The 20050-nt window shown below is 51.1% G+C and carries 18 protein-coding genes; 7 read left to right on the forward strand and 11 right to left on the reverse strand.

The window, feature by feature from the left end; genetic code table 11:
• Positions 1 to 3: 3 nt before the first annotated feature.
• Positions 4 to 2070, forward strand: a complete 2067-nt coding sequence (gene recG, locus INP78_RS10935; RefSeq protein ID WP_194742241.1) for an ATP-dependent DNA helicase RecG — start codon at positions 4 to 6, stop codon at positions 2068 to 2070.
• Here recG and INP78_RS10940 read toward each other — a convergent pair.
• The 3 genes from INP78_RS10940 to INP78_RS10950 all read right to left on the reverse strand — a co-directional run bounded on the left by INP78_RS10940 (position 2067) and on the right by INP78_RS10950 (position 5725).
• Positions 2067 to 4052: a bifunctional diguanylate cyclase/phosphodiesterase gene (locus INP78_RS10940; protein ID WP_228522836.1), complete on the reverse strand. Its 1986-nt coding sequence runs from the start codon at positions 4050 to 4052 to the stop codon at positions 2067 to 2069. The two genes, recG and INP78_RS10940, sit on opposite strands and share 4 nt — an antisense overlap.
• Positions 4053 to 4212: 160 nt before the next feature.
• The gene (locus tag INP78_RS10945) at positions 4213 to 4788 is read right to left on the reverse strand and encodes an antibiotic biosynthesis monooxygenase (RefSeq protein ID WP_194742242.1); all 576 of its coding nucleotides are present in this window, start codon (positions 4786 to 4788) and stop codon (positions 4213 to 4215) included.
• A 43-nt stretch (positions 4789 to 4831) separates the two neighbouring features.
• The gene (locus INP78_RS10950; protein WP_194742378.1) at positions 4832 to 5725 is read right to left on the reverse strand and encodes a LysR family transcriptional regulator; all 894 of its coding nucleotides are present in this window, start codon (positions 5723 to 5725) and stop codon (positions 4832 to 4834) included.
• 125 nt (positions 5726 to 5850) lie between these two features.
• On the opposite strand from INP78_RS10950, the gene INP78_RS10955 reads away from it, so the two are divergent.
• The 4 genes from INP78_RS10955 to INP78_RS10970 all read left to right on the forward strand — a co-directional run bounded on the left by INP78_RS10955 (position 5851) and on the right by INP78_RS10970 (position 9116).
• Positions 5851 to 6711 (forward strand): pirin family protein, encoded by an 861-nt coding sequence (locus INP78_RS10955; protein WP_194742243.1) that lies wholly within the window; start codon positions 5851 to 5853, stop codon positions 6709 to 6711.
• Positions 6712 to 6826: 115 nt separating this feature from the next.
• Positions 6827 to 7453 carry an isochorismate family cysteine hydrolase YcaC gene (gene ycaC, locus INP78_RS10960; RefSeq protein WP_194742244.1) on the forward strand — a complete coding sequence of 209 codons (627 nt, stop codon included), beginning with the start codon at positions 6827 to 6829 and terminating at the stop codon, positions 7451 to 7453.
• A 267-nt stretch (positions 7454 to 7720) separates the two neighbouring features.
• Positions 7721 to 7882 (forward strand): hypothetical protein, encoded by a 162-nt coding sequence (locus tag INP78_RS10965; RefSeq protein ID WP_194742245.1) that lies wholly within the window; start codon positions 7721 to 7723, stop codon positions 7880 to 7882.
• A 124-nt stretch (positions 7883 to 8006) separates the two neighbouring features.
• Positions 8007 to 9116: a catalase family protein gene (locus INP78_RS10970; RefSeq protein ID WP_194742246.1), complete on the forward strand. Its 1110-nt coding sequence runs from the start codon at positions 8007 to 8009 to the stop codon at positions 9114 to 9116.
• 25 nt (positions 9117 to 9141) lie between these two features.
• Here INP78_RS10970 and INP78_RS10975 read toward each other — a convergent pair whose 3' ends face one another.
• From INP78_RS10975 to INP78_RS11000, 6 genes are read right to left on the reverse strand one after another with little or no spacing between them, the layout of a single operon-like run.
• Complete coding sequence (locus INP78_RS10975) at positions 9142 to 10107, reverse strand: vWA domain-containing protein (protein ID WP_194742247.1); 966 nt, start codon at positions 10105 to 10107, stop codon at positions 9142 to 9144.
• Positions 10104 to 10667, reverse strand: a complete 564-nt coding sequence (locus tag INP78_RS10980; protein WP_194742248.1) for a hypothetical protein — start codon at positions 10665 to 10667, stop codon at positions 10104 to 10106. The genes INP78_RS10975 and INP78_RS10980 overlap by 4 nt, the downstream gene beginning before the upstream one ends.
• Positions 10664 to 11632, reverse strand: a complete 969-nt coding sequence (locus INP78_RS10985) for a VWA domain-containing protein (RefSeq protein ID WP_194742249.1) — start codon at positions 11630 to 11632, stop codon at positions 10664 to 10666. Before INP78_RS10985 ends, INP78_RS10980 begins: the two co-directional genes overlap by 4 nt.
• Complete coding sequence (locus tag INP78_RS10990; protein ID WP_228522837.1) at positions 11629 to 12519, reverse strand: hypothetical protein; 891 nt, start codon at positions 12517 to 12519, stop codon at positions 11629 to 11631. The genes INP78_RS10985 and INP78_RS10990 overlap by 4 nt, the downstream gene beginning before the upstream one ends.
• 55 nt (positions 12520 to 12574) lie before the next feature.
• The gene (locus INP78_RS10995; RefSeq protein WP_228522838.1) at positions 12575 to 13492 is read right to left on the reverse strand and encodes a DUF58 domain-containing protein; all 918 of its coding nucleotides are present in this window, start codon (positions 13490 to 13492) and stop codon (positions 12575 to 12577) included.
• A 2-nt stretch (positions 13493 to 13494) separates the two neighbouring features.
• Positions 13495 to 14544 carry a MoxR family ATPase gene (locus tag INP78_RS11000; RefSeq protein WP_194742251.1) on the reverse strand — a complete coding sequence of 350 codons (1050 nt, stop codon included), beginning with the start codon at positions 14542 to 14544 and terminating at the stop codon, positions 13495 to 13497.
• 261 nt (positions 14545 to 14805) lie between these two features.
• Here INP78_RS11000 and INP78_RS11005 point away from each other — a divergent pair, with 261 nt between their 5' ends.
• Together INP78_RS11005 and INP78_RS11010 are read left to right on the forward strand one after the other, a co-directional pair.
• Positions 14806 to 16269 carry a PLP-dependent aminotransferase family protein gene (locus tag INP78_RS11005; RefSeq protein WP_194742252.1) on the forward strand — a complete coding sequence of 488 codons (1464 nt, stop codon included), beginning with the start codon at positions 14806 to 14808 and terminating at the stop codon, positions 16267 to 16269.
• 114 nt (positions 16270 to 16383) lie between these two features.
• Positions 16384 to 18441: an EAL domain-containing protein gene (locus tag INP78_RS11010; RefSeq protein WP_194742253.1), complete on the forward strand. Its 2058-nt coding sequence runs from the start codon at positions 16384 to 16386 to the stop codon at positions 18439 to 18441.
• Between the two features lie 10 nt (positions 18442 to 18451).
• Here INP78_RS11010 and INP78_RS11015 read toward each other — a convergent pair whose 3' ends face one another.
• Entirely contained in the window at positions 18452 to 18760 is a 309-nt protein-coding gene (locus INP78_RS11015; RefSeq protein WP_194742254.1) for a thioredoxin family protein, read from the reverse strand.
• A gap of 124 nt (positions 18761 to 18884) precedes the next feature.
• Complete coding sequence (locus tag INP78_RS11020) at positions 18885 to 20027, reverse strand: Fic family protein (RefSeq protein WP_228522839.1); 1143 nt, start codon at positions 20025 to 20027, stop codon at positions 18885 to 18887.
• Between the last annotated feature and the right edge of the window lie 23 nt (positions 20028 to 20050).

Raw genomic sequence — 20050 nt, forward strand, 5'->3', positions numbered from 1 at the left:
AGCATGCGTCCCTTGAACGACATCAAAGGCTTCACACCCGCCGTGTGCAGCCAGCTGGCAAAACTGCATATTCATTCAGTGCAGGCCTTGTTGCTGCATCTGCCGCTGCGCTACCTCGATGAAACCCGCATCACGGCCATCCGCGATTTACGATTGGGTGAGCAAACGCAAATCGAAGGCGTGGTAGTACACAATGAAGTGGCCTATAAGCCACGCAAAATGCTCAATGTCAGGTTGCAGGATGATACCGGCATCATCAACCTGCGCTTTCTGCACTTTTATCCCAGCCAGATAGCCGCCATGCAAACCGGCCAGCGTTTACGCGTGTTTGGTGAAGTGCGGCCGGGATTTTTCGGCTATGAAATGGTGCATCCGACTCAACGTAAAGTCGGTGAAGATACCCCGGTCAGCACTGCGCTGACGCCCGTCTACCCGACTACCGCAGGCTTAAGCCAGTCCACCATACGCAAAGCCGTGAACCGTGTATTGCAAACAGAGTATTTGCAAGAAACCCTGCCAGACTGGGTATACCAGTCCATGCACTTGCCCGACTTCGCCAGCAGCCTGCAGTTGCTGCACCAACCCCAATCCGAAACATCACTGGCGACTTTAGAGGACCACTCGCATCCGGCCTGGCAACGCCTGGCTTATGACGAACTGCTGGCACAACAGCTGTCCATGCGCCAGCATTACGCTCGCCGCAAACAATCGCGTGCACCTGCCATCTCAGCTTCACACACACTGGTTGCCCGTCTGCTGGCCAGCCTGCCGTTTACACTGACGGCCGCGCAGCAAAAAGTGGTGGCAGAAATTGAGCACGACCTGAGCCAGCCACACCCCATGCAACGCCTGCTGCAAGGTGATGTCGGCAGTGGTAAAACCATTGTCGCCTGCCTGGCAGCCTTGCAACTGATAGAACATGGCTGGCAAGTGGCCATGATGGCCCCCACTGAAATTCTGGCCGAACAGCATTACAAAAAACTCTGCGACTGGTTGCAACCATTAGGCATCACCATCGCCTGGGTCACTGGCAGCCAGCCGAAAAAAGAACGTGAGCAATCACTGTCACGCATTGCCAGTGGAGAAGCCATGCTCGCCGTCGGCACCCATGCCCTGTTTCAGGATGAGGTGCAATTCAAACAATTAGGGTTGGCGATTGTCGATGAACAACACCGCTTTGGTGTCGGGCAGCGCCTGGCACTACGCAAAAAAGGCACGGCCAGCCAGGGCCGTGGTCAATTGCTGGAACCACACCAGCTCATGATGTCGGCCACGCCGATTCCGCGTACCTTATCCATGAGCTATTACGCCGATCTCGACGTCTCCGTGATTGATGAGCTGCCCCCTGGCCGCACACCGATTGTGACCAAACTGGTGGCTGATGACAGGCGCGATGAAATTTTGCAGCGCGTGCATGATGCCTGCGCCCAGGGCCATCAAGCCTACTGGGTGTGCCCGCTGATTGAAGAGTCAGAAGCACTACAGTTACAAACCGCCAATGACACCTTTGCCTATATGCAAGAGACATTCCCGGAACTCAAAGTCGGCCTGGTCCACGGCCGTATGAAATCGGCAGAAAAACAGGCGGTGATGCAGGCCTTTTCTGCCAATGAGATTCACCTGCTGGTGGCCACCACCGTGATTGAAGTCGGCGTCGACGTGCCGAATGCGAGTTTAATGGTGATTGAACATGCAGAACGCATGGGCCTGAGCCAGTTGCATCAGCTACGCGGCCGCGTAGGGCGTGGCGCGGCCAAGAGCACCTGCATTCTGCTTTATAGTAAACAGCAATGTTCGCAAATCGGCCGACAGCGTTTGAAGGTAATTTTTGAGAGTAATGATGGTTTTCAAATTGCCCAGGCCGATTTACATATCCGCGGCCCCGGCGAATTGCTGGGCACGCGCCAAAGTGGTGTCCCCATGCTAAAGATTGCCGATCTAGAGCGGGATATTGCCCTACTGGACACCGCCAAAACCACCGCAGACCTGTTATTACAGCGTGACCCTGCCGCGGTAAAGGCCCATTTACAACGCTGGTTAAGTCAGGGCGAGGAATGGATCAAAGTTTAATTGAGCCGACGATGCAACACCTTGCGCGCGCTGCTGGTTGAAGACGGCTTGTCATCGCCTGAGATGGCTGCCTGCAAACTGGCTTCAAACTCTTGCAAAGGCAAAGGGCGGCTAAACAGGTAGCCCTGAAAAGAATGGCAACCCATGTTCTGCAACATGGCCATTTGCTGCTGCATCTCTACCCCTTCAGCAATCACGCTGTGGCTCAAGTTTTTGCCCATATTGATGATGGTTTGCACAATAAACGAGTCATAGTTGTTGTGCACAATATCTTTAATAAAGCTGCGGTCTATTTTTAACTCGTCGAGTGGCAATCGCTTTAATACCGATAACGAAGACTGGCCGATGCCAAAGTCATCCAGCGAAAAAGTGATGCCCAGCGCTTTCAGGGCATTAATCTTTTCAATCACCTCATCAATATTTTTCACGATCAGGCTTTCGGTCAGCTCTAAACGTAGGTATTTGGCGTCGCAACCACTGGCCAACACCGTCTCTTTCACCATCTGCACAAAGTCTGGCTGGCTAAACTGTATGGCACTGACATTGACTGACAATTTCAGCTTGGCCGTCGCAGCAGACTGCGACCAATGTTTAAGTTGTGCGCATGCCTGCGCCAGCACCCATTGCCCAATCGACACAATTTCACCGGTTTCTTCGGCAATCGGAATAAACTGGTCCGGCGGGATCATGCCCAGCGTCGGATGTTGCCAGCGTAATAATACTTCCGCGCCTGTAGGCTGCTGCAACTCATTGACTTGCACCTGGTAATACAACAGGAACTGCTTGCCCTGCAAGGCAAATGCCAGCTCATTTTCCAATGTGGCACGCATTTCCACTGCCGGGTGCACGGCCTCGTCATACATTTGGATACTGTTGAGATTATCCGATTTTTTAGCCTGATACATGGCAATATCAGCGCGCCGTAACACCTCATCCTCTTTCAACAAGTCGCCCAAAAACAGGCAAATACCAATGCTGGGGGCGGTACGATATTTACTGTTTTGCAGCTCGAAAGGCTGCGAAAACACTGCCATCATTTTTTCGGCAGTGGTCTGCGCGGCGGTAATCGCTTCTGCCTTGTCGGTAGATAACTCGTCGAGCACGGCAATAAATTCATCGCCGCCCATGCGGGCAATGGTGTCTTTTTTACGCAGGCATTGTTGCAGCCTAAAAGCGACCTGTTGCAACAACTCATCCCCCGCCTGGTGCCCTTTGCTGTCGTTCAGGCCTTTGAAATTATTCAAGTCCAGGCACAACACGGCGCCATAGCTCTGGTGGCGCACACAGCGGGCAAATGCCTGATTCAAGCGGTCTGTCAGTAAACGCCGGTTTGGCAGGCCGGTTAAAAAGTCATAATAAGCCAGCTGGTGTACTTTTTTATTATCCAGGTTAGAGGCAATCCGCAACGAAATATTTTCACGCAAGCTGGTGGCCAGGCTGCGACCAGCCACAGTCACATAGAACACATACACCATAAACAACACGGCCAGTGCCAGTGAGACTGAGCTGCCATGAATCAAAAAGCGTGGAATCATGAATAACACGATGCCGCCACTAAACAGGTTGGTACTTAAGGTATCGACGGAGTAAATAATGATGCCAGCCCCAGATACCCCTACCAGCGCGAAAATCAGAAACGCCTGATGCGCGGTGTCGGCTTCTGGGAAAAGGAGGATGCCGCCCAAGCCCCAGGCCAGGCCGCAAAAACAGGTGCTGGCGCGAAACCACTGTAGCCATTGGCGGCTATGCAGTTCACGTTGCTGGTCTTTTTCATATTGATACGTCAGGTAAGTACGTATGCCATAAGCCACCAGGAAAATGCTGGACCACACGGCGAGGATGGCATGGTCGATGAGGTGCCATTGCACGAGCAAAAGCGCAATCATGACCACGATAGCAGCCATCAATGATCTTCGATTGTTTGCATACAGCATGCCGACAATTTCTGCGTGCAATGCCGATGATTCCGCCGTCGTGTTCAACGCACGTATCCCCTATGTATATGATTGTTATTCTCTTAACAACGGTTATGTCAGGCTGATACTTTAAGTTTACACACTTATCATGCGCTCAAAATTGAAAAAAAACACTATCCAACGGCTTGTTTCTCATCGAAGAATGGCAAAAATAACCTTAGAAATGTCAGCGGTGCAACCAATGCCGCATGAGCTTGCTATAACGTGGCATGACCACATACACCATCAGTGCCACTACCACGCCCGTCACAAAGAAGGTATGTAACACGCGTGATTGCGGGAGGCCACTGGCATTCAGCAGCGGTACCACCAGCAATGGCACCACACTCACCAACGGGAAAATCGCCGACCAGGTCAGCAAAAACTGCTTCCAGCGCACTGGCGGCTTGGCCGCGGGCAGATTGCTTTGGGCAAACAGGAAATCCAGCCCGCTACTGATCTGGTATTCATCCTGCCCGGCCAGCAGATGGGCTGCTTTTGCGATTAAGGCTTTGCGCGCGGGTGAATCCAGCCATTGTGTCAGATGCTGTTCTGTCTGATAGCGAATCATCACGGAGTAAGTGTCGGTGTAACCGGCAACAGGCCGGATGATGTGCCAATCAAGCAGGCCTTCGGATGCCCGGCATAAGGGGCCGATTTCCTCTAACCAGCGCTCATACTCCGCCTGCAAGGCCGGGCTGACGTGATGCGTAATCACCACGCTGGCGCCTTGTGGTGTTGGGGATAATGCCTGTTGAGTCATGCCTGGGCTCCTGTCGGAAAGAAAATCATCATTGCACCTGCCATTATGACGCACTGAATAAGGGTTTTAACTCAGCCACCGCCAGGTCAATAAAACCGCGCAGCTTGGGCGGCATAAAGCGCTGCTTGGGGTACACCAGATGTAGCGCATCCGCTTGCCCGCGCCATGCGGGCAACACCCGTTGCAAACCGCCAGCCTCTACCGTGGGTTGGCAGATAAAAGTCGGCAACAATGCCACACCTTGCCCGTTCTCAGCCATCGCCCGCACCACGCCAATACTGTTCACCAGCATGCGCCCATTGAGCGGCACTCGAATAGCGGTCGCTCCTTGCTGTAACTCCCAATGGTGACGGCCCATGGGCGTAAATTGCACCATTTGATGCTGGCCAAGATCAACCGGCGCCTCAATCTGCCCGGCAGACTGCAAATAGTGCGGGCTGGCAAACAAGGCCCATTGTATGGTGCCCAATGATTTGGCAATCAGGCTAGAGTCGCGCAACTCACCAGTCCTGATCGCCACATCCACACCTTCCGCGACCAGGTCCACATAGCGCTCGGTGAGCATCAACTCCAGTGACAATGCCGGATAAGTCAGCTTTGTCTGCGCCATCACGCCTCCCAGCAAGGCATCACCCAGGTCAGCAGGCGCCGTGACCTTGAGCACGCCTTGCGGTTGCTGGCGCGCTTCATCCAGCGCGGCCTCCGCCTCAAGTAAGTAGCCCAGGCCAGTAGAAGCATGCTCAAAATACATGGCGCCTGCCTCCGTCAGGTTTAAGCGCCGCGTGGTGCGTTGCAACAAGGTGACGCCCAGCCGCTGCTCCAATCTGGCCACACGTGTACTGATGGTAGACGTGGGTAAACCAAGCTGGCGCGCGGCAGCACTGAAACTGCCCGCCTGCACCACCTTCACAAACACTGCGGCTTCGTTAAAGTCCATGCTGAATGAATGATTATTCATTTAATTGAAAAGTGATTTCACATTTAACCATCTAGTGCCTTAAAAGTCATCTGTTTATAGTGTGAACCATGCAAACACGCAAACATTTCTGAAAGGGAATCATCATGAAAAAACTGGCTTTTATCAAACGCAGCAACGGCAACCACTGGGTGGGTGATGGTTTTCCGGTACAAAGTATTTTTTCTTACCGTGACATTGCCAATGACATTTCACCTTTCCTGTTGATGGATTACGCCGGGCCTGCCAGCTTTGAGCCCACCACACACAGACGCGGCGTCGGCCAACACCCGCACCGTGGCTTTGAAACCGTGACCATTGTTTATGATGGCCAGGTCTCACACCATGACTCCACCAATGCCGGTGGCACCATCGGCCCGGGTGAAGTGCAGTGGATGACTGCAGGCAAAGGCATTATTCATGAGGAATATCACGGCGACGACTATGCACGCAGCGGTGGCCCATTTGAAATGATCCAGTTGTGGGTCAATCTGCCCGCCAAGGACAAAATGACCGCACCTGGCTATCAGGGGATTACCCGTGCGCAGATTCCTGAGGTCGCGTTGCCAGAAGAGGCAGGTAAAGTGCGCGTGATTGCCGGTGAATATGCAGGCCAAAAAGGCCCGGCCAATACATTTAGCCCGATGAATGTGTGGGATGTGCGCCTGAATGCCGGTACACGCACCACCTTCACGCTGCCAGAAGGCCACACCACCGCCATTTTTGTGCTGCATGGCGCGGTGAAAACCGGTGAAGTGCATACCATCCGCCCGGCTGAACTGGCGGTGATGCAGCGCGAAGGCAATGAACTGGTATTGCAGGCACAGCAAGACTCCGTGTTGCTGTTACTCAACGGTGAGCCGCTGAATGAGCCTGTGGTGGGTCATGGCCCGTTTGTCATGAATAGCTGGGAAGAAATTGACCAGGCCATTAATGACTTTAACCAGGGCCGTTTTGTCACCGCATAACGGCTTGTAAAGTAGTCCAACATTTTAAAAAAAGGAAACACGGCCGTCAGTATCCACACTTTACGCGGACGGCCGTGATCTCCACCCGACTAAATCCATTGAGAGGATATTCACTATGAACAACAAACCTTATGTACGCCTGGACCGTGACAACGCTGTCGTTTTGCTGGTAGACCACCAGGCTGGCCTGTTATCGCTGGTACGCGACATTGAGCCAGACCGTTTTAAGAACAATGTTTTGGCCTTGGCCGATGCCGCCAAATTTTTCAACTTGCCGACTATTTTGACCACCAGCTTTGAAACCGGCCCCAATGGCCCACTGATGCCAGAATTAAAAGCACTTTTTCCGGATGCGCCTTATATTGCGCGCCCAGGCCAGATCAACGCCTGGGACAACGAAGACTTCGTCAAAGCCATTAAAGCCACAGGTAAAAAACAACTGATTATCGCTGGCGTCGTCACCGAGGTATGCGTCGCCTTCCCTGCCTTGTCTGCCATTGAAGAGGGCTTTGAAGTATTTGTGGTGGGCGATGCCTCAGGCACTTTTAACGAACTGACGCGAGATGCCGCCTGGCGCCGCATGGAAGCGGCCGGTGCACAAATGATGACCTGGTTTGGCGTGGCCTGCGAGTTGCATCGCGACTGGCGCAACGATATCGAAGGCCTGGGTACCTTGTGCGCCAACCATATTCCTGACTACCGCAATTTGATGACTGCATTCAATGCGCAACAGGCCAGGTAAAAAATTGACAAATTGCAGAACCATATGGAACTTTTTTTGGATACTTTTTGTCAAAAAGTTGCACGGCTTTTCTTTGTGCCGCAGCATCTAGCATTTCCTACACCATCATAGGAAACCTGCTGATTAAGTATTCAGGTCAATTAGCGTAATCTGCAATTGTCGCGTTTGTTATGAAGTGTCGAATGCATTTCGAGTTTCATTCACACACGACAACCACGGCAGCCTTAGCGGCTGCCGTTTGTACTCAACGAATGAAGGAGTATGCATATGCCTAGAGGATCCAACCCGAAGCGCGAGCAAGAATACGCAACTCCCAAACACGCCTTCACAAAAGACCACTGTTACCCTGGCAGCGAAGAAGAAGTCGCTGCCCGTATCGTCAACAAGCAGCGCAAACAAGCCGGTGAAACCAAGGACAACTCATCCTGAATCGCGCGGTTTTTACGTATCAACTCAGTGCCATGTTCAACCAATGTTCAAGAAGATCCATGCAGGTTTGATGGGGTCACACTTATAAAACCCCCGCCAGACCTATTTAAAAATGGGGGTTGTTATGCAACAAACTGCTGATATTGGAATTTCACCACTCAACTACCAACCAGCCTATGAGGTGTTGGCTGAAAGCGAAACCAACAGCCGCGAAAACCTGCAATATACGCTGCGCAAAATCTCCGAAATCACGGCCAGGCATGCCGCCTACAGTGCGCGTAGCGTGCATGTGAAAAGTCATGGCCTGATCTCTGCTGAAATGGAGATTTACGATAACCTCCCCCCGTCATTGGCCCAGGGCATGTTTGCCAAAGCGCAAACCTTGCCGTTGGTCATGCGCTTTTCAACGGTACCGGGTGATATTTTGCACGACAAAACCTGCACGCCTCGCAGCCTGGCGATCAAGGTACTGGGCGTCGATGGCGACCGGCTGCCGGGCAGCGAAAAAGCCATCACACAGGATTTTTTATTTGTGAACGGCGCCAGCTTCCTGTCATCCAGCGTACAGGTGTTTCTCTCCAACCTTAAACACATCGCCTCCACGCCGGAAACCAGCACTGAATTCAGGCATTTTTTGTCGCAAATTTTCCGCTCGACGGCCAAGCTGGTCGAATCGCTCAAAAGTGGCCAGCAAACCCTGATCAGAAACCTGCACCAGCCACAAGAAACCAATATCTTAGGTGAAACCTATTTTAGCCAGGACCCGATCTTATACGGCAACTACATGGCCAAAATCGCCTTTGTACCGATCTCCCCAGACCTGATCACCCTCACCAACAAACCGATTGATACCCTCGCCTCCGATGGACTCAGGAAGTCTATCGTCGATTACTTTATTGCCCACACCGCCGTCTGGGAGTTACGCGTGCAACTGTGCACGGATATCAAGCAAATGCCTATTGAGGACTCGACGGTGATCTGGTCGGCAGATGTGTCACCTTATATCCCGATTGCCCGCATTACGGCCAAACCACAAATCGCCTGGAGTCCCTATCGTTCGCATGTTGTTGATGAAGGCATGATGTTCTCGCCCTGGCATGGCATTCAATCACACCGGCCGCTAGGCTCGGTCATGCGACTGCGAAAAATGAGCTATGAAATGTCCAGAAACCTGAATGCGGCCCCCGTAGGCGCGCCGGTACATGAGCCGACCAGCCTGGATGATTTGTGCTAAACACACATCACCAGGCTGACACACCCTAGGCGGTCTGGCGATCACGCAGGCGGTATGCCCATACATCCGGCAGGTAAGTCGCGATGACCATCAATGCCGCCAGGGTTAAAAACAGCCACTTCACCGAATAGCTGGTGACAAACTTGGCAGCGGGCGTTTGCGACTGCACAAACTGATAAAAAGCCGGTTCGTCTATGCCTTCGATATATTGGCCTTTGATTTCAGTCGCCATTTCTTTTAGATGGTCCACATCCTGGCTGGATAAATAGCGGTCAAACTCGGCATAAGCCACCGGTGGATCAGGATCATCTTTGCTGGCATCACTGTAATTGACGCCACCGCCCGCACTTTCAGCCGCCGCATCGGTGCCCCAATAGCCGACAAAGCGATTATTCGCATTAAAGCGCTTGATCGGTGCAGGCTCCTTACCGCCGACGCCCACAAAAATCACGTTTTTGCCTATGCGCACATCGCTGATATCCAGTTTGTTAATGCCGTTGGCTTTGGGCGCTTCGTCACCATCGGTAAAAAACAGCATTTGTGCCGGAATATTCAGGTAATCAAACGTGGCTTCGGCAGCTTTCACGCCAAACGTCATACGGCTGTTACCACTCCAGGCCATGCGCCATTCCAGGTGGTTAATGCTGTCATTAATAATGTCAAAGTTAGCGCACACTTCTAATGGCATAAACAATAACGCGACATTCTCCGCCGCAAATACGCCCACACTCACATACGTGCCGCATGGCGATGTTTTCACCACTTGCCGCATCAGATGCTGTGTGTAAGCCAGGCGCGTCGCCGGTTTATTGGCAACCTGCATATCCTCGGCATTCATGCTTTGCGAAATATCTGCCAGCAACAAATAGTTATGCACTTCTTGTTTGAGTTGTATCTCCGGCTTCACCAGGGCCAGCACCAGAAACAGCATGGCGCCCAGCAGCAAGCTGGTTTCATAATGTGCTTTCAGCAGTGAAAAAAGGCGTTTCATGGCAACCCCTGTGGCAGATTACTAATCTCCATGCCAGAAGGATCCTGCGGCACGGTTTTAATATGTTTGGGAATCACGCCATGCAATAAACTCAAATTGAATTTGGCTGCCTGGTTGCCAGGGTCGAGCTTGAGTGACTGCTCATACGCCGCACGTGCCTGTAAATAATCAAACTTGGCTTGCTCCTGAATCGAGCCATCCGCCTCGACCAGGCGCTGCAAACCAGAACGGAACAAGTGATTGCCGATATTAAAATGAATCTGCGACTTTAATGCCTGGCTGGGTTCAAACACAGAGGCATCCTGCTGTTTAGGCGCCTCTAGCAATTGGCCAAAATTCTGTATTGCATGTTTGTAGTTACCGGTTTTGCCTTGCTGATAAGCATCGGCAAACTTCTGGTGAAAAGGAAACGGGTCTCCTGCCAACACTTCACCCGCCTGTAAAAGGCCGTTGGCCGCAGAGATGGTATGCAGCTGATAGCCTTCATACGCGCTCCCTAGCACGCCGACAATGAAGAGGAATCCCAGCACCTGGTTTTTGCGCGTTAAATGATTTTTCATTCGTATACCCTTACATTTTTAATCACCAGAATCAGCAACACCAACACCAGCGCAGAGACCATAAACACCTTGGAATAGTCATAGCCGGCAATGGTCTCGTGGTATTTAATGGCCTTTTTCTCCCGCGAGTCGATATCGTTAATCGCCGACTGCAAGGTTTCAGGATCATCGGCTTCATAGGCTTTATATTTCAGGCCCAAGGATTGAAAATATTTGTGCAAGATAATCGAGTTAGGTGTGCGGTCTTCGCCGTATTCATCTTTGGAGAAAATGCTCGGCTCGCCAGGTTCACGCAGCATGATCCAGTAAATACTCAGCTTGCGGCTTTTCAGGCGCTCGCTAAGCAAATACTTCACGCGCGGGCTCAGTTTGCCAGCGCCATCCGAGAGCAGAATCACCGCACGAGAGCCTGAGCTCTGGATATTATCGAACAAGCCAACCGCCTCGGTGAGCCCGGCACCGATATTGGTCTGGTTGAGCGAAGGACTGGTGGCGGCCAAAATCGCTGCATGAATGGCATCACGGTTAGTGGTGATTTTGATGCCGTACAACGCCGAGTTGGTAAACCCCACCACCCCCATCATGTCATTCGGACGTGAGTCAATAAATTGCGTGATGATACGGCGCGCCGCGGCAGATTTGATTTCCGCCATATGCCCCCCCGTAGCATCCCCCGCAAACGGGTGGTCCATACTTACGCTACGGTCTATCACCATCACCGTTTGGGCACCCTTGCCTACACGAGCTACTTGCTCGTCTGAACCTCGCGGGGCCGCCAGTGCAATCACAATGCTCAGCAACAGCAAAGACATAATGACCTTGACCGCCAGGTTGAGCCGGTCAGAAAACAGGTCTTCCGGCATCAGCTCCAGCCAGCTGTAATGCTGGCCCTGATGGCCTTTTAACCAGAAAGGCAGCAGCGCGATGGGCAACAGGGCAAAGGCCCATGGATTTAAAATGATCATGACACGCCCCGCTCACAATCGCGCAAACGCTTGCTGAGCTGCACCAGTTGCGCAATCACCTGGCGGCTGTCGCGGCTTTTCACATCGTATAACGATTGATTGGACGCCTCAAAAAATTGCGTAATCTCCTGCTGCAGGCCTTTAAAGCCTGGGCGCAAGCGCACAAACTCATCCACATCGCGGGCGAAAATATTCGCGCCATAATGCTGGTTGAAGGCCTGATGCAAATAAACCAGCGCTTTTTTCTCTTCTGCCGCGGTTTTTGGTTTGGCGGATTTTGCCAGTCGCTTGAGTTGCCTGTGCGCCCGTGCAAACGCCCCGCCCATGAATGGCAGCCATTGACCATCGGCATTGATATACAGCAAGGCGAGCAAGCTGATCACCGTGATGCTCAGACTGACCACCAACCCTTGCTGATGCACATGACTGTCAATCAGGGGTGTTTTCACTTCGGGCAAGATATTCTTCCTGGCGGTGGTCGTCCCGCCCGTCACCAGTGGTGAAAACCAGAATCCCCAGGCGGGAATATCCACTGTAGTGGCTGCGACGGTCAGTTTTTCTGCGGGCAAATACATCACGCTGGGCGTGGCACTAGCCGCAAACACCTGATAATCAAATTGCACGGTATAGCGGGTATGCCCTGACTGCGCCTGGCTTTGTACGGCGACGCCAACCAGCTCGATGCCATTCTGTTTGCGGCCCTTTTTAGGCAAGGTGTTTTTTGCCAGTATGTCTCCGCCGGAGTCAACCACTAGGGTTCTGGTCAGCACATCCCCAATATGCACCCCATAAGTCGAGGGTGGGTTCACCACACTTAAAGTAGGAGCTGCTGCTTGGCTGCTAGTGGCCGTGAGCAGTACGCTGACAGCCAGTAACAGGCATTGCATGCCCCTGCGAACGGTTATGTTTGAAATCTGTTTTAGCATGATTGTTTTTTCACCATCACATTGCTTGTTCAAAATAATGCGTCATCAGCTCAGGCCGGTAGTCGCCGTGCATAAACAGCGCCGGACTCTCAAAACGCATGAATAAGGCTTCTAATGCCTGCCTGCGCGCATGAAAGGCGTGAATGAACTTGGCCTTGACTTCGCTACGGAAAAACAGGGTGCGATTGCGCCCGGTTTCCAGGTCTATCATGGTGCCAAAGCCAAACTTGGGCAGTTTTTTGTATTCCTCATCGTCCCACAGCACAATCGGCACCACCTTATGGGCAGACATCGCCAACAAGGTTTTCTCAATCACCTGCAAGGGCATATGAAAATCCGAAATCCAGAACACCAGGGCGCGCGTCTGCCCCAGAAAGTTAGGCATGTCGGTGACACCCTCCATGCCAATACGCAGCGAGTGATACTCATGCAGCAAGGCGATGGTCTGTTTGCTCTGGTGATAATTGCGGCTCAGCGGCAAGGTGAAATCCTCAAGCACCTGCTGGTTGTAGCCAATAAAACCGAACAAATCGCCCATGTTATAAGCCGAATTCGCCACCGCCGTGGCGATTTCTACCGCAGTATCCAGCTTGCGCTGGCGCCCCCTGAACTGCATGGATCCGGATAAATCACACACGGCATAAATCGGCGTCGTACTGTCCTGGTTAAACTGTCGCACCTGCACCTGCTCAAACGGATCGCGTATGGTCTGCCGCAAATCCATACGCCTGGCATCCGGGTAATCCACCAGGTTGATGGTGCCGCGGTAGTCAGAGCCTATTCCGCGCTGTGTGCCTGGATGATCACCGAGCTGGATGCTGTCAGACTTCCAGCCAACCACATATTCAAAGGGCCGCGCGTAACCGGCCTCTTCGTCATGCAGCGGTGTTTTCTGCTCGGCTTTTTTCCAGGCGTTTTTGAGTGTGGCGCGCATGCTTAAGCCGCTTTGCTAAATGACAGGCTAGGCACCGCCACCGTGCGGATAATATTGCTCGTCAGTTCCCGGGCCAGGGCTGTCCTGCGGTTTTCATAAGCCGCGTTAAACACCAGGCGGTGCGAAATCACCTCGTGGAACACGGCATGAATATCTTCCGGGTAGAGACTATCGCGGCCGTTCAACCAGGCATTCACACGGGCGGCTTTCATCAACATGCCCATGCCGCGCGGGCTGGCGCCAGTCTGGATCACGCGACTCACATCCACACTTTCCATGGTCACGCCAAACTTCTCCGGATGCTGCGTGGCCTCCCACAAATCCATGGTGTATTCCTCCAGCACATCACTGGATTGAATATGATTTTGCAGACGGTCAGAAAACGCATTTAACTGGTCAAACTTCAAAATGCTGCTATCCACCTGTTGCGTGAGCTTTTCGGCGTGCTGGAACTTGGTATTGAACACCAGCGATTTTTTCAACTCACGGTCCGCCGGAATATCAATCGGTATCTCCATCATGAAGCGGTCACGCGCCGCGGAGGGGATTTCAAACGTTTCGTTTTTCTCCACCTGGTTGCGGTCAGCAAACACAATCATGTGCGGCATGCGGTATTCTTTTTTAAACGCACTGATATGGCGTTCCGCCATCACCCGCAGCATCAGCGCATGCACCTGTGGCCGCGCACGGTTGATCTCGTTAAAAAAGAACACGGATAAATCTTCCCCGGCGCGCAACAACGGCCCCTCATCAATTTGCGGCCTGCCATCTGGCCCCAAAAAGGTGTGGTAAATGAGGTCGTTCGGCATCAGGTCTACCGTGCCTTCAATCCGCTCATACGCGCCACCAATGCCGCGCGCAATCGATTGCAGCAAGGTGGTTTTGCCCACACCGACGCCACCATCCAGCAACACATGGCCACGGGCAAAAATGGCAATATTCATCAAGCGGATGGCTTTGCTCTGCCCGACAATCACCTGGTTCACCTGCTTTTCAAGTTCCAGCGCATGATGGCGCCAATCTGTCAGTTGGATATCTAATGGAGGTGACATGACTCTTCCTTTCTAACCACGGTTAAAAATACGCCCATGGAGAAGGTCTCCACTAGCGATTTATCTCAATGTACAAAATGTTTCAAAAATGTAACAGAGTGGCACTAGTCCACAATCCTCCAGTTTTGAGAACTTCACTGGTCCAGTTATTTTTGCGATATAGTGCCGATTGAGTCATCCAGATTTCCCGCAAAAGAAAGGGATTTATTCCTGACATAACATGTTTTGGTGTGACTATTGGTGTGATTAATGGAGAGCGCAATGCTACGTTCGTGGAGTCTTAAACTCACAATTACCGACACCTCAGGTTTGCCGGTCTACCTGCAAATTGCCCAGCAAATCATGGAGGAAATCCAGCGTGGCCGCCTGGCGCCTTCTACCGCCATGCCTGGGACGCGTGAGCTTGCCGAGAAACTCAACGTCAACCGCAAAACCGTGATCCTGGCTTATGACGAACTCATCGCGCAGGGCTGGCTGGTGTCTGAGCAACGCCGAGGCTCGTTTGTCTCGGCCAACCTGCCCAACTTTAGTACGCAGGCGCAAACCGCTAAAAGTAGCCATCAACCCGCCAATGTGGTGGAAGGCCCGACGCACCCGCTACTCAATTATCAATCGCCAGTCGATGGCGTGATTGATTTTAATGACGGCATTCCCGATGCACGGCTGATCCCGTTCAACATCCTGTCGCGGGCATTCCGCCATGCGCTCATCGGCTCCAGCAAAGGCAAAAGCCTGGGCTATGGTGACCCGCGCGGCACCCTGGCGTTACGGCAGTCCATCGCCACCATGCTCAATATGGAAAGAGGCCTGAGTGTGGATATAGGCCAGATTTGTATTGCGCGCGGCAGCCAGATGGGCATTTTTTTAGCCGCACGCGTATTGACCCGCCCGGGCGACAATATCGTCGTCGAGCAGCTCAGCTACCCCGCCGCCAAAGAAGCCTTCAGGTCTTGCGGTGCCAACATTCTCACCGTCAAACAAGACAAACACGGCATTGATGTGGTCGCACTGGAAAAACTCTGCAAACAACAGCCTATCCGCGCCATTTATGTCACGCCGCATCACCAGTTCCCCACCACCGTTATCATGACCGCCGAGCGGCGCTTAAAATTGCTGATGCTGGCCGAGCAATATGACTTCACCATTGTCGAAGACGATTACGACCACGAGTTTCACTTTTCGCATCACCCGGTGTTTCCACTCGCCAGCACTAACCACGCCGGGCGCGTCATCTATGTCGGCTCGCTCTCCAAAGTGCTCGCGCCTGGCTTGCGCGTGGGCTACCTGGTCGCCACCCCCAGCCTCATAGACCGCTGTGCGCAAGAAGTCATGCTCATAGACCGCCAGGGCAATGCCATCACCGAACTCGCCGTGGCCGAACTCATGCACTCCGGCGAAATAAAACGCCATATCCGCCGTACGTTCAAGGTGTATAGCGAACGCAGAAACCTGCTGATTGCGCTGATTAAAAAAGAGCTCAAAGAATACGTCACCTTTGACGCCCCCGATGGCGGGCTCGCCATCTGGTTACGTTTAAAAGAAGGTTACGACGTAGAACAGGTTGCCACACAGGCGTTGAAACATCATGTGCGCATTTTGCCTGGCACCTTGTTTTCAGAATCCGAACAAAGCGTGCATGCCATACGCTTGGGGTTTGGTAGCCTGACTACCGCCGAGTTAGAGAAAGGTGTGCTCGCCTTAAAAGCCGCTTTTATGGGCAGCTAGGTATTTAATATTTAAGAAAATTTAAATATTACCGAAAACAATTTATTACAATGTAAGTTAATTTTATTGTGGGAAGCGTCAGATAAATCAATATTAGAAATATTCGTTCATGTCATGAAAAATATTAACAACCAGAATATTGAGAGTAATCAATACATTCAGACCCTCATTGATAACTTTCCATTCATGGTCTGGCTCAAGGATGTAAACAGCCGGATCCTGGTGGCGAATAGCGCCTATGCCAATATGGTGGGCGTCGCCTCCAGTCATGAGTTGATTGGCAAAACTGATTTTGATTTTTTCCCGCCAGAGTTGGCGCAAGAGTATGTCGATGGCGATAAACGCGCCATGCTTAGCACCTCACCGAGCGCCGTCACGGTGCCGATTAAAAACGCTGAAGGCGAGTATTACTGGATAGAGTCATACAAATCGTCGGTCGTCGTAGACGGCCAGGTGGTCGGTTCGCTGGGCTATGCCAGGGATATCACCGAAGATATCCAGAAACAAAACGAATACAAATCCATTGTCGAAAACTCCTCCAATTGCATCGCCAAATTCAATCGTAACTGTGAACGCATTTTTCTCAATAAAGCCAATTCATCGTTTTATGAGGTGGATTCCTCCAGCCTGTTCGGCAAAACACCCTCGCAACACCCCGGTGGCGCCTCTGGCAAAGCGCTTGAGAAAAGCATACGTGAGGTGTTCCAAAACGGCAAAAATCAGCATGTCGCATTCAAGCTCACCATCCGCAATGGCAAGCACAAAATCATGGATACCGTGTTGACGCCAGAATTCAATGCCATCAACGAAGTCATTGCCGTCATCGCCATTGGCCAGGATATGACGCAATCATACGAAAACCTGGACCGTATCCATCACCTGGCTTATTTTGACTCCATCACCCAACTGCCCAATCGCATTTCACTGCTGGAAGTGTTGGAGCAATCCCTTAAAAAATCTCATCAGACAGACTGTTCGTTTGCTTTTTTAATGCTGGATTTAGATGGCTTCAAGGCTGTCAATGATTTACTCGGCCACGCTGAAGGTGACTTGCTGCTTTATGAAATGGCCAGGCGTATTGAACGCGCGGTAAGACCCACCGATACCGTGGCCCGCCTCGGGGGCGACGAGTTTGCCATCGTGCTATCAGACGTGAAAGATCCTAAAAATGCGGGCTTGGTCGCCAAAAAAGTGCTGGAGGCGATCAAGCAGCCTATCCTGATCCGCGGCACCGAGCTGTTTATTTCTGCCAGCATAGGCATCGTCATTTGCCCGGACCAAAGCTGCGATGTCAGCGATATTGTGAAGTATTCAGATATCGCCATGTACAAGGCCAAAAAACAAGGCCGCAACAACTACCAGTTTTATTCCGCCGACTTATCGCAAACCACCATCGAGCGCATAGACATCGAGCACTCCCTACGCCGGGCACTGCAAAACGAGGAGTTCTTGCTGCACTATCAACCGCAAGTGAATATGAAAACCGACAAAGTTGTCGGCGTAGAAGCCCTCATCAGATGGCACCGCAACCATAACGAAATGATCCCGCCCAACCGCTTTATCGGCATCGCCGAAGACTCAGGCTTTATTATCGAGATTGGCGAGTGGATCATGCAAACCGCCTTTAAAGATGCCGTCCGCTGGAACACTGGCCGCCAAGACCCCATCACCGTCGCCATCAACTTATCGAGCCGGCAATTTATTCATAACAACCTGCTCAACGCCATCAACCACTTACTCAAAAAAACCAAATGTGACCCGGCCTGGATCACGCTGGAAATCACCGAAAGCCTGCTGCTCAGCGACAGCCAGCACATCACCAAAACCTTAAAAGCCCTGGATAAAATGGGCTTCAGAATCTCCCTAGACGACTTCGGCACCGGCTATTCCGCCCTCAGTTATTTAAGTAAATTCCCGGTGAGCGAAATCAAAATTGACCAATCATTCGTGCAAGGCATTGCCGACAATAATGACCACAAACTGATAGTGCAGGCGATTATTTCAATGGCAAAAAGCTTAAAAAAAGAACTGGTCGCAGAAGGCGTAGAGACAGCTGAACAAGCCAAGTATTTGCAAGATTGCGACTGCAACGTGGTGCAAGGTTATTTGTTTAGCAAACCCAAACCATTTGATGAAATTGATATGCAAGCTTCGTGGAAAGCTGCTGTTTAACAGTTGCCTGTTAGGCTGCAATCAACGCTAGCCCAGACTTCAATTCAGCCGCGTCAATTTCCCTGACTAAACGCCTAAGCTCAACACCATCTTTCAAAAAAATCAGCGTCGGCCATAGTTTCACGTGGAACGACCGCCCTAGCCTGCGGCCTTTGCCATCTTCAATTTTAATGTGACGGATATTTGGGAAATGGCTCAATTCAGAAGTAATCGTAGGTTGTGCAGCCTTGCAGTATCCACACCAAGTGGCACCGAACTCCAACATGGTGGAACCTTTGAGGGTGTTTATTTCTTCGCGGGTGGGTTCTAGTTTTTCCATGTTGGTGACCAATATTCTCTCATCTCTGATATCTGGTTAACCTTTGCTATCTAAGCGAGTAGTCAAGGATTTCTTGACGACTGAACTCTCATCCAACGATGGCTTTTAATTTGGACGTATTAAATTAGTTATCAAAAATATCCAGATAAGGTGCAAAAACAAATACCCTGTTACGTGTTTGGCCTGTCACCTCATGCAAAATCTCGTGTTTGCTCATCAAGCCAATCAAATCGTTAGCTGCTTTATAACTCAAATCACAAATCCTTGAAGCATCTTCTACACTTGTCGCTGGCTGCTCAAACAATGAATTTAACAAGAGTTGCGCACTAGCATTTCTTCGCCCAAAACTTTGTTGCAGTTCTTTCTCTAGGCGGGCTTTTAATTTCAATATCTCTGATAGCGTATGCACTGCCAAGGAAGCAGTTTGCTCTATCCCTACCAAGAAATATTTCAGCCACTGCAACATATCGCTGTGAGTGCGCACCCGCATCAAATTGTCGTAGTACAAGCCTTTATTCTTTTCAAAATAGCTCGAAAGATATAACAGTGGCTTGTCTAAAATACCCGCATTGACCAAAAACAAGGTAATCAACAAACGTCCAATCCGTCCATTACCATCTAAAAATGGATGTATCGTCTCAAACTGATAATGTGCAATTGCAACTCTTATCAATGCGGGGACATGTACATCATCATTATGTAAAAATCGCTCCAAATCACTCATCAAATCATTCACATATTGATGATGTGGCGGAATGAACGTAGCATCAGACAAACTATTGCCGCCAATCCAGTTTTGGCTAATGCGAAATTCTCCAGGCAACTTATGCTCACCACGGACATTGCTTAGCAAAATAGCATGCGTCTCCTTAAGCAATCGTGATGATAGAGGTAACGTTTGCAGTGTTGTAATTGCTTGATTTAAAGCCTCAATGTAATTTTGTACTTCACGCCAATCATTACGATGTTCAGGTGAAATTTCTGCCTCAGAAAGCACTGCCTGCTGCATATTTGTTTGAGTGCCCTCAATCCGACTAGAAACAACAGCCTCTTTGGTCACATGCAGCTGAATGAATAAATCAATATTAGGGACTAATCTTGCAAACGAATTAAGTTCACCAAGCTTAATGGCAGCTTTTTCGAGTAATGCATTTACCTGTGGGTTTTGCCAAATCCACTCATCGTTTATATTTGTAGGCAAAAAAAAGCGATACTCATAGCCTTTTTCAAACTGCCCGGCTCGAAATTGTTCTAGCTGAATGGTCATAAATCAAAAGGCCAAAAAGTAAA

Source organism: Methylophilus sp. 14 (genome assembly GCF_015354345.1).
GTDB lineage: Bacteria > Pseudomonadota > Gammaproteobacteria > Burkholderiales > Methylophilaceae > Methylophilus.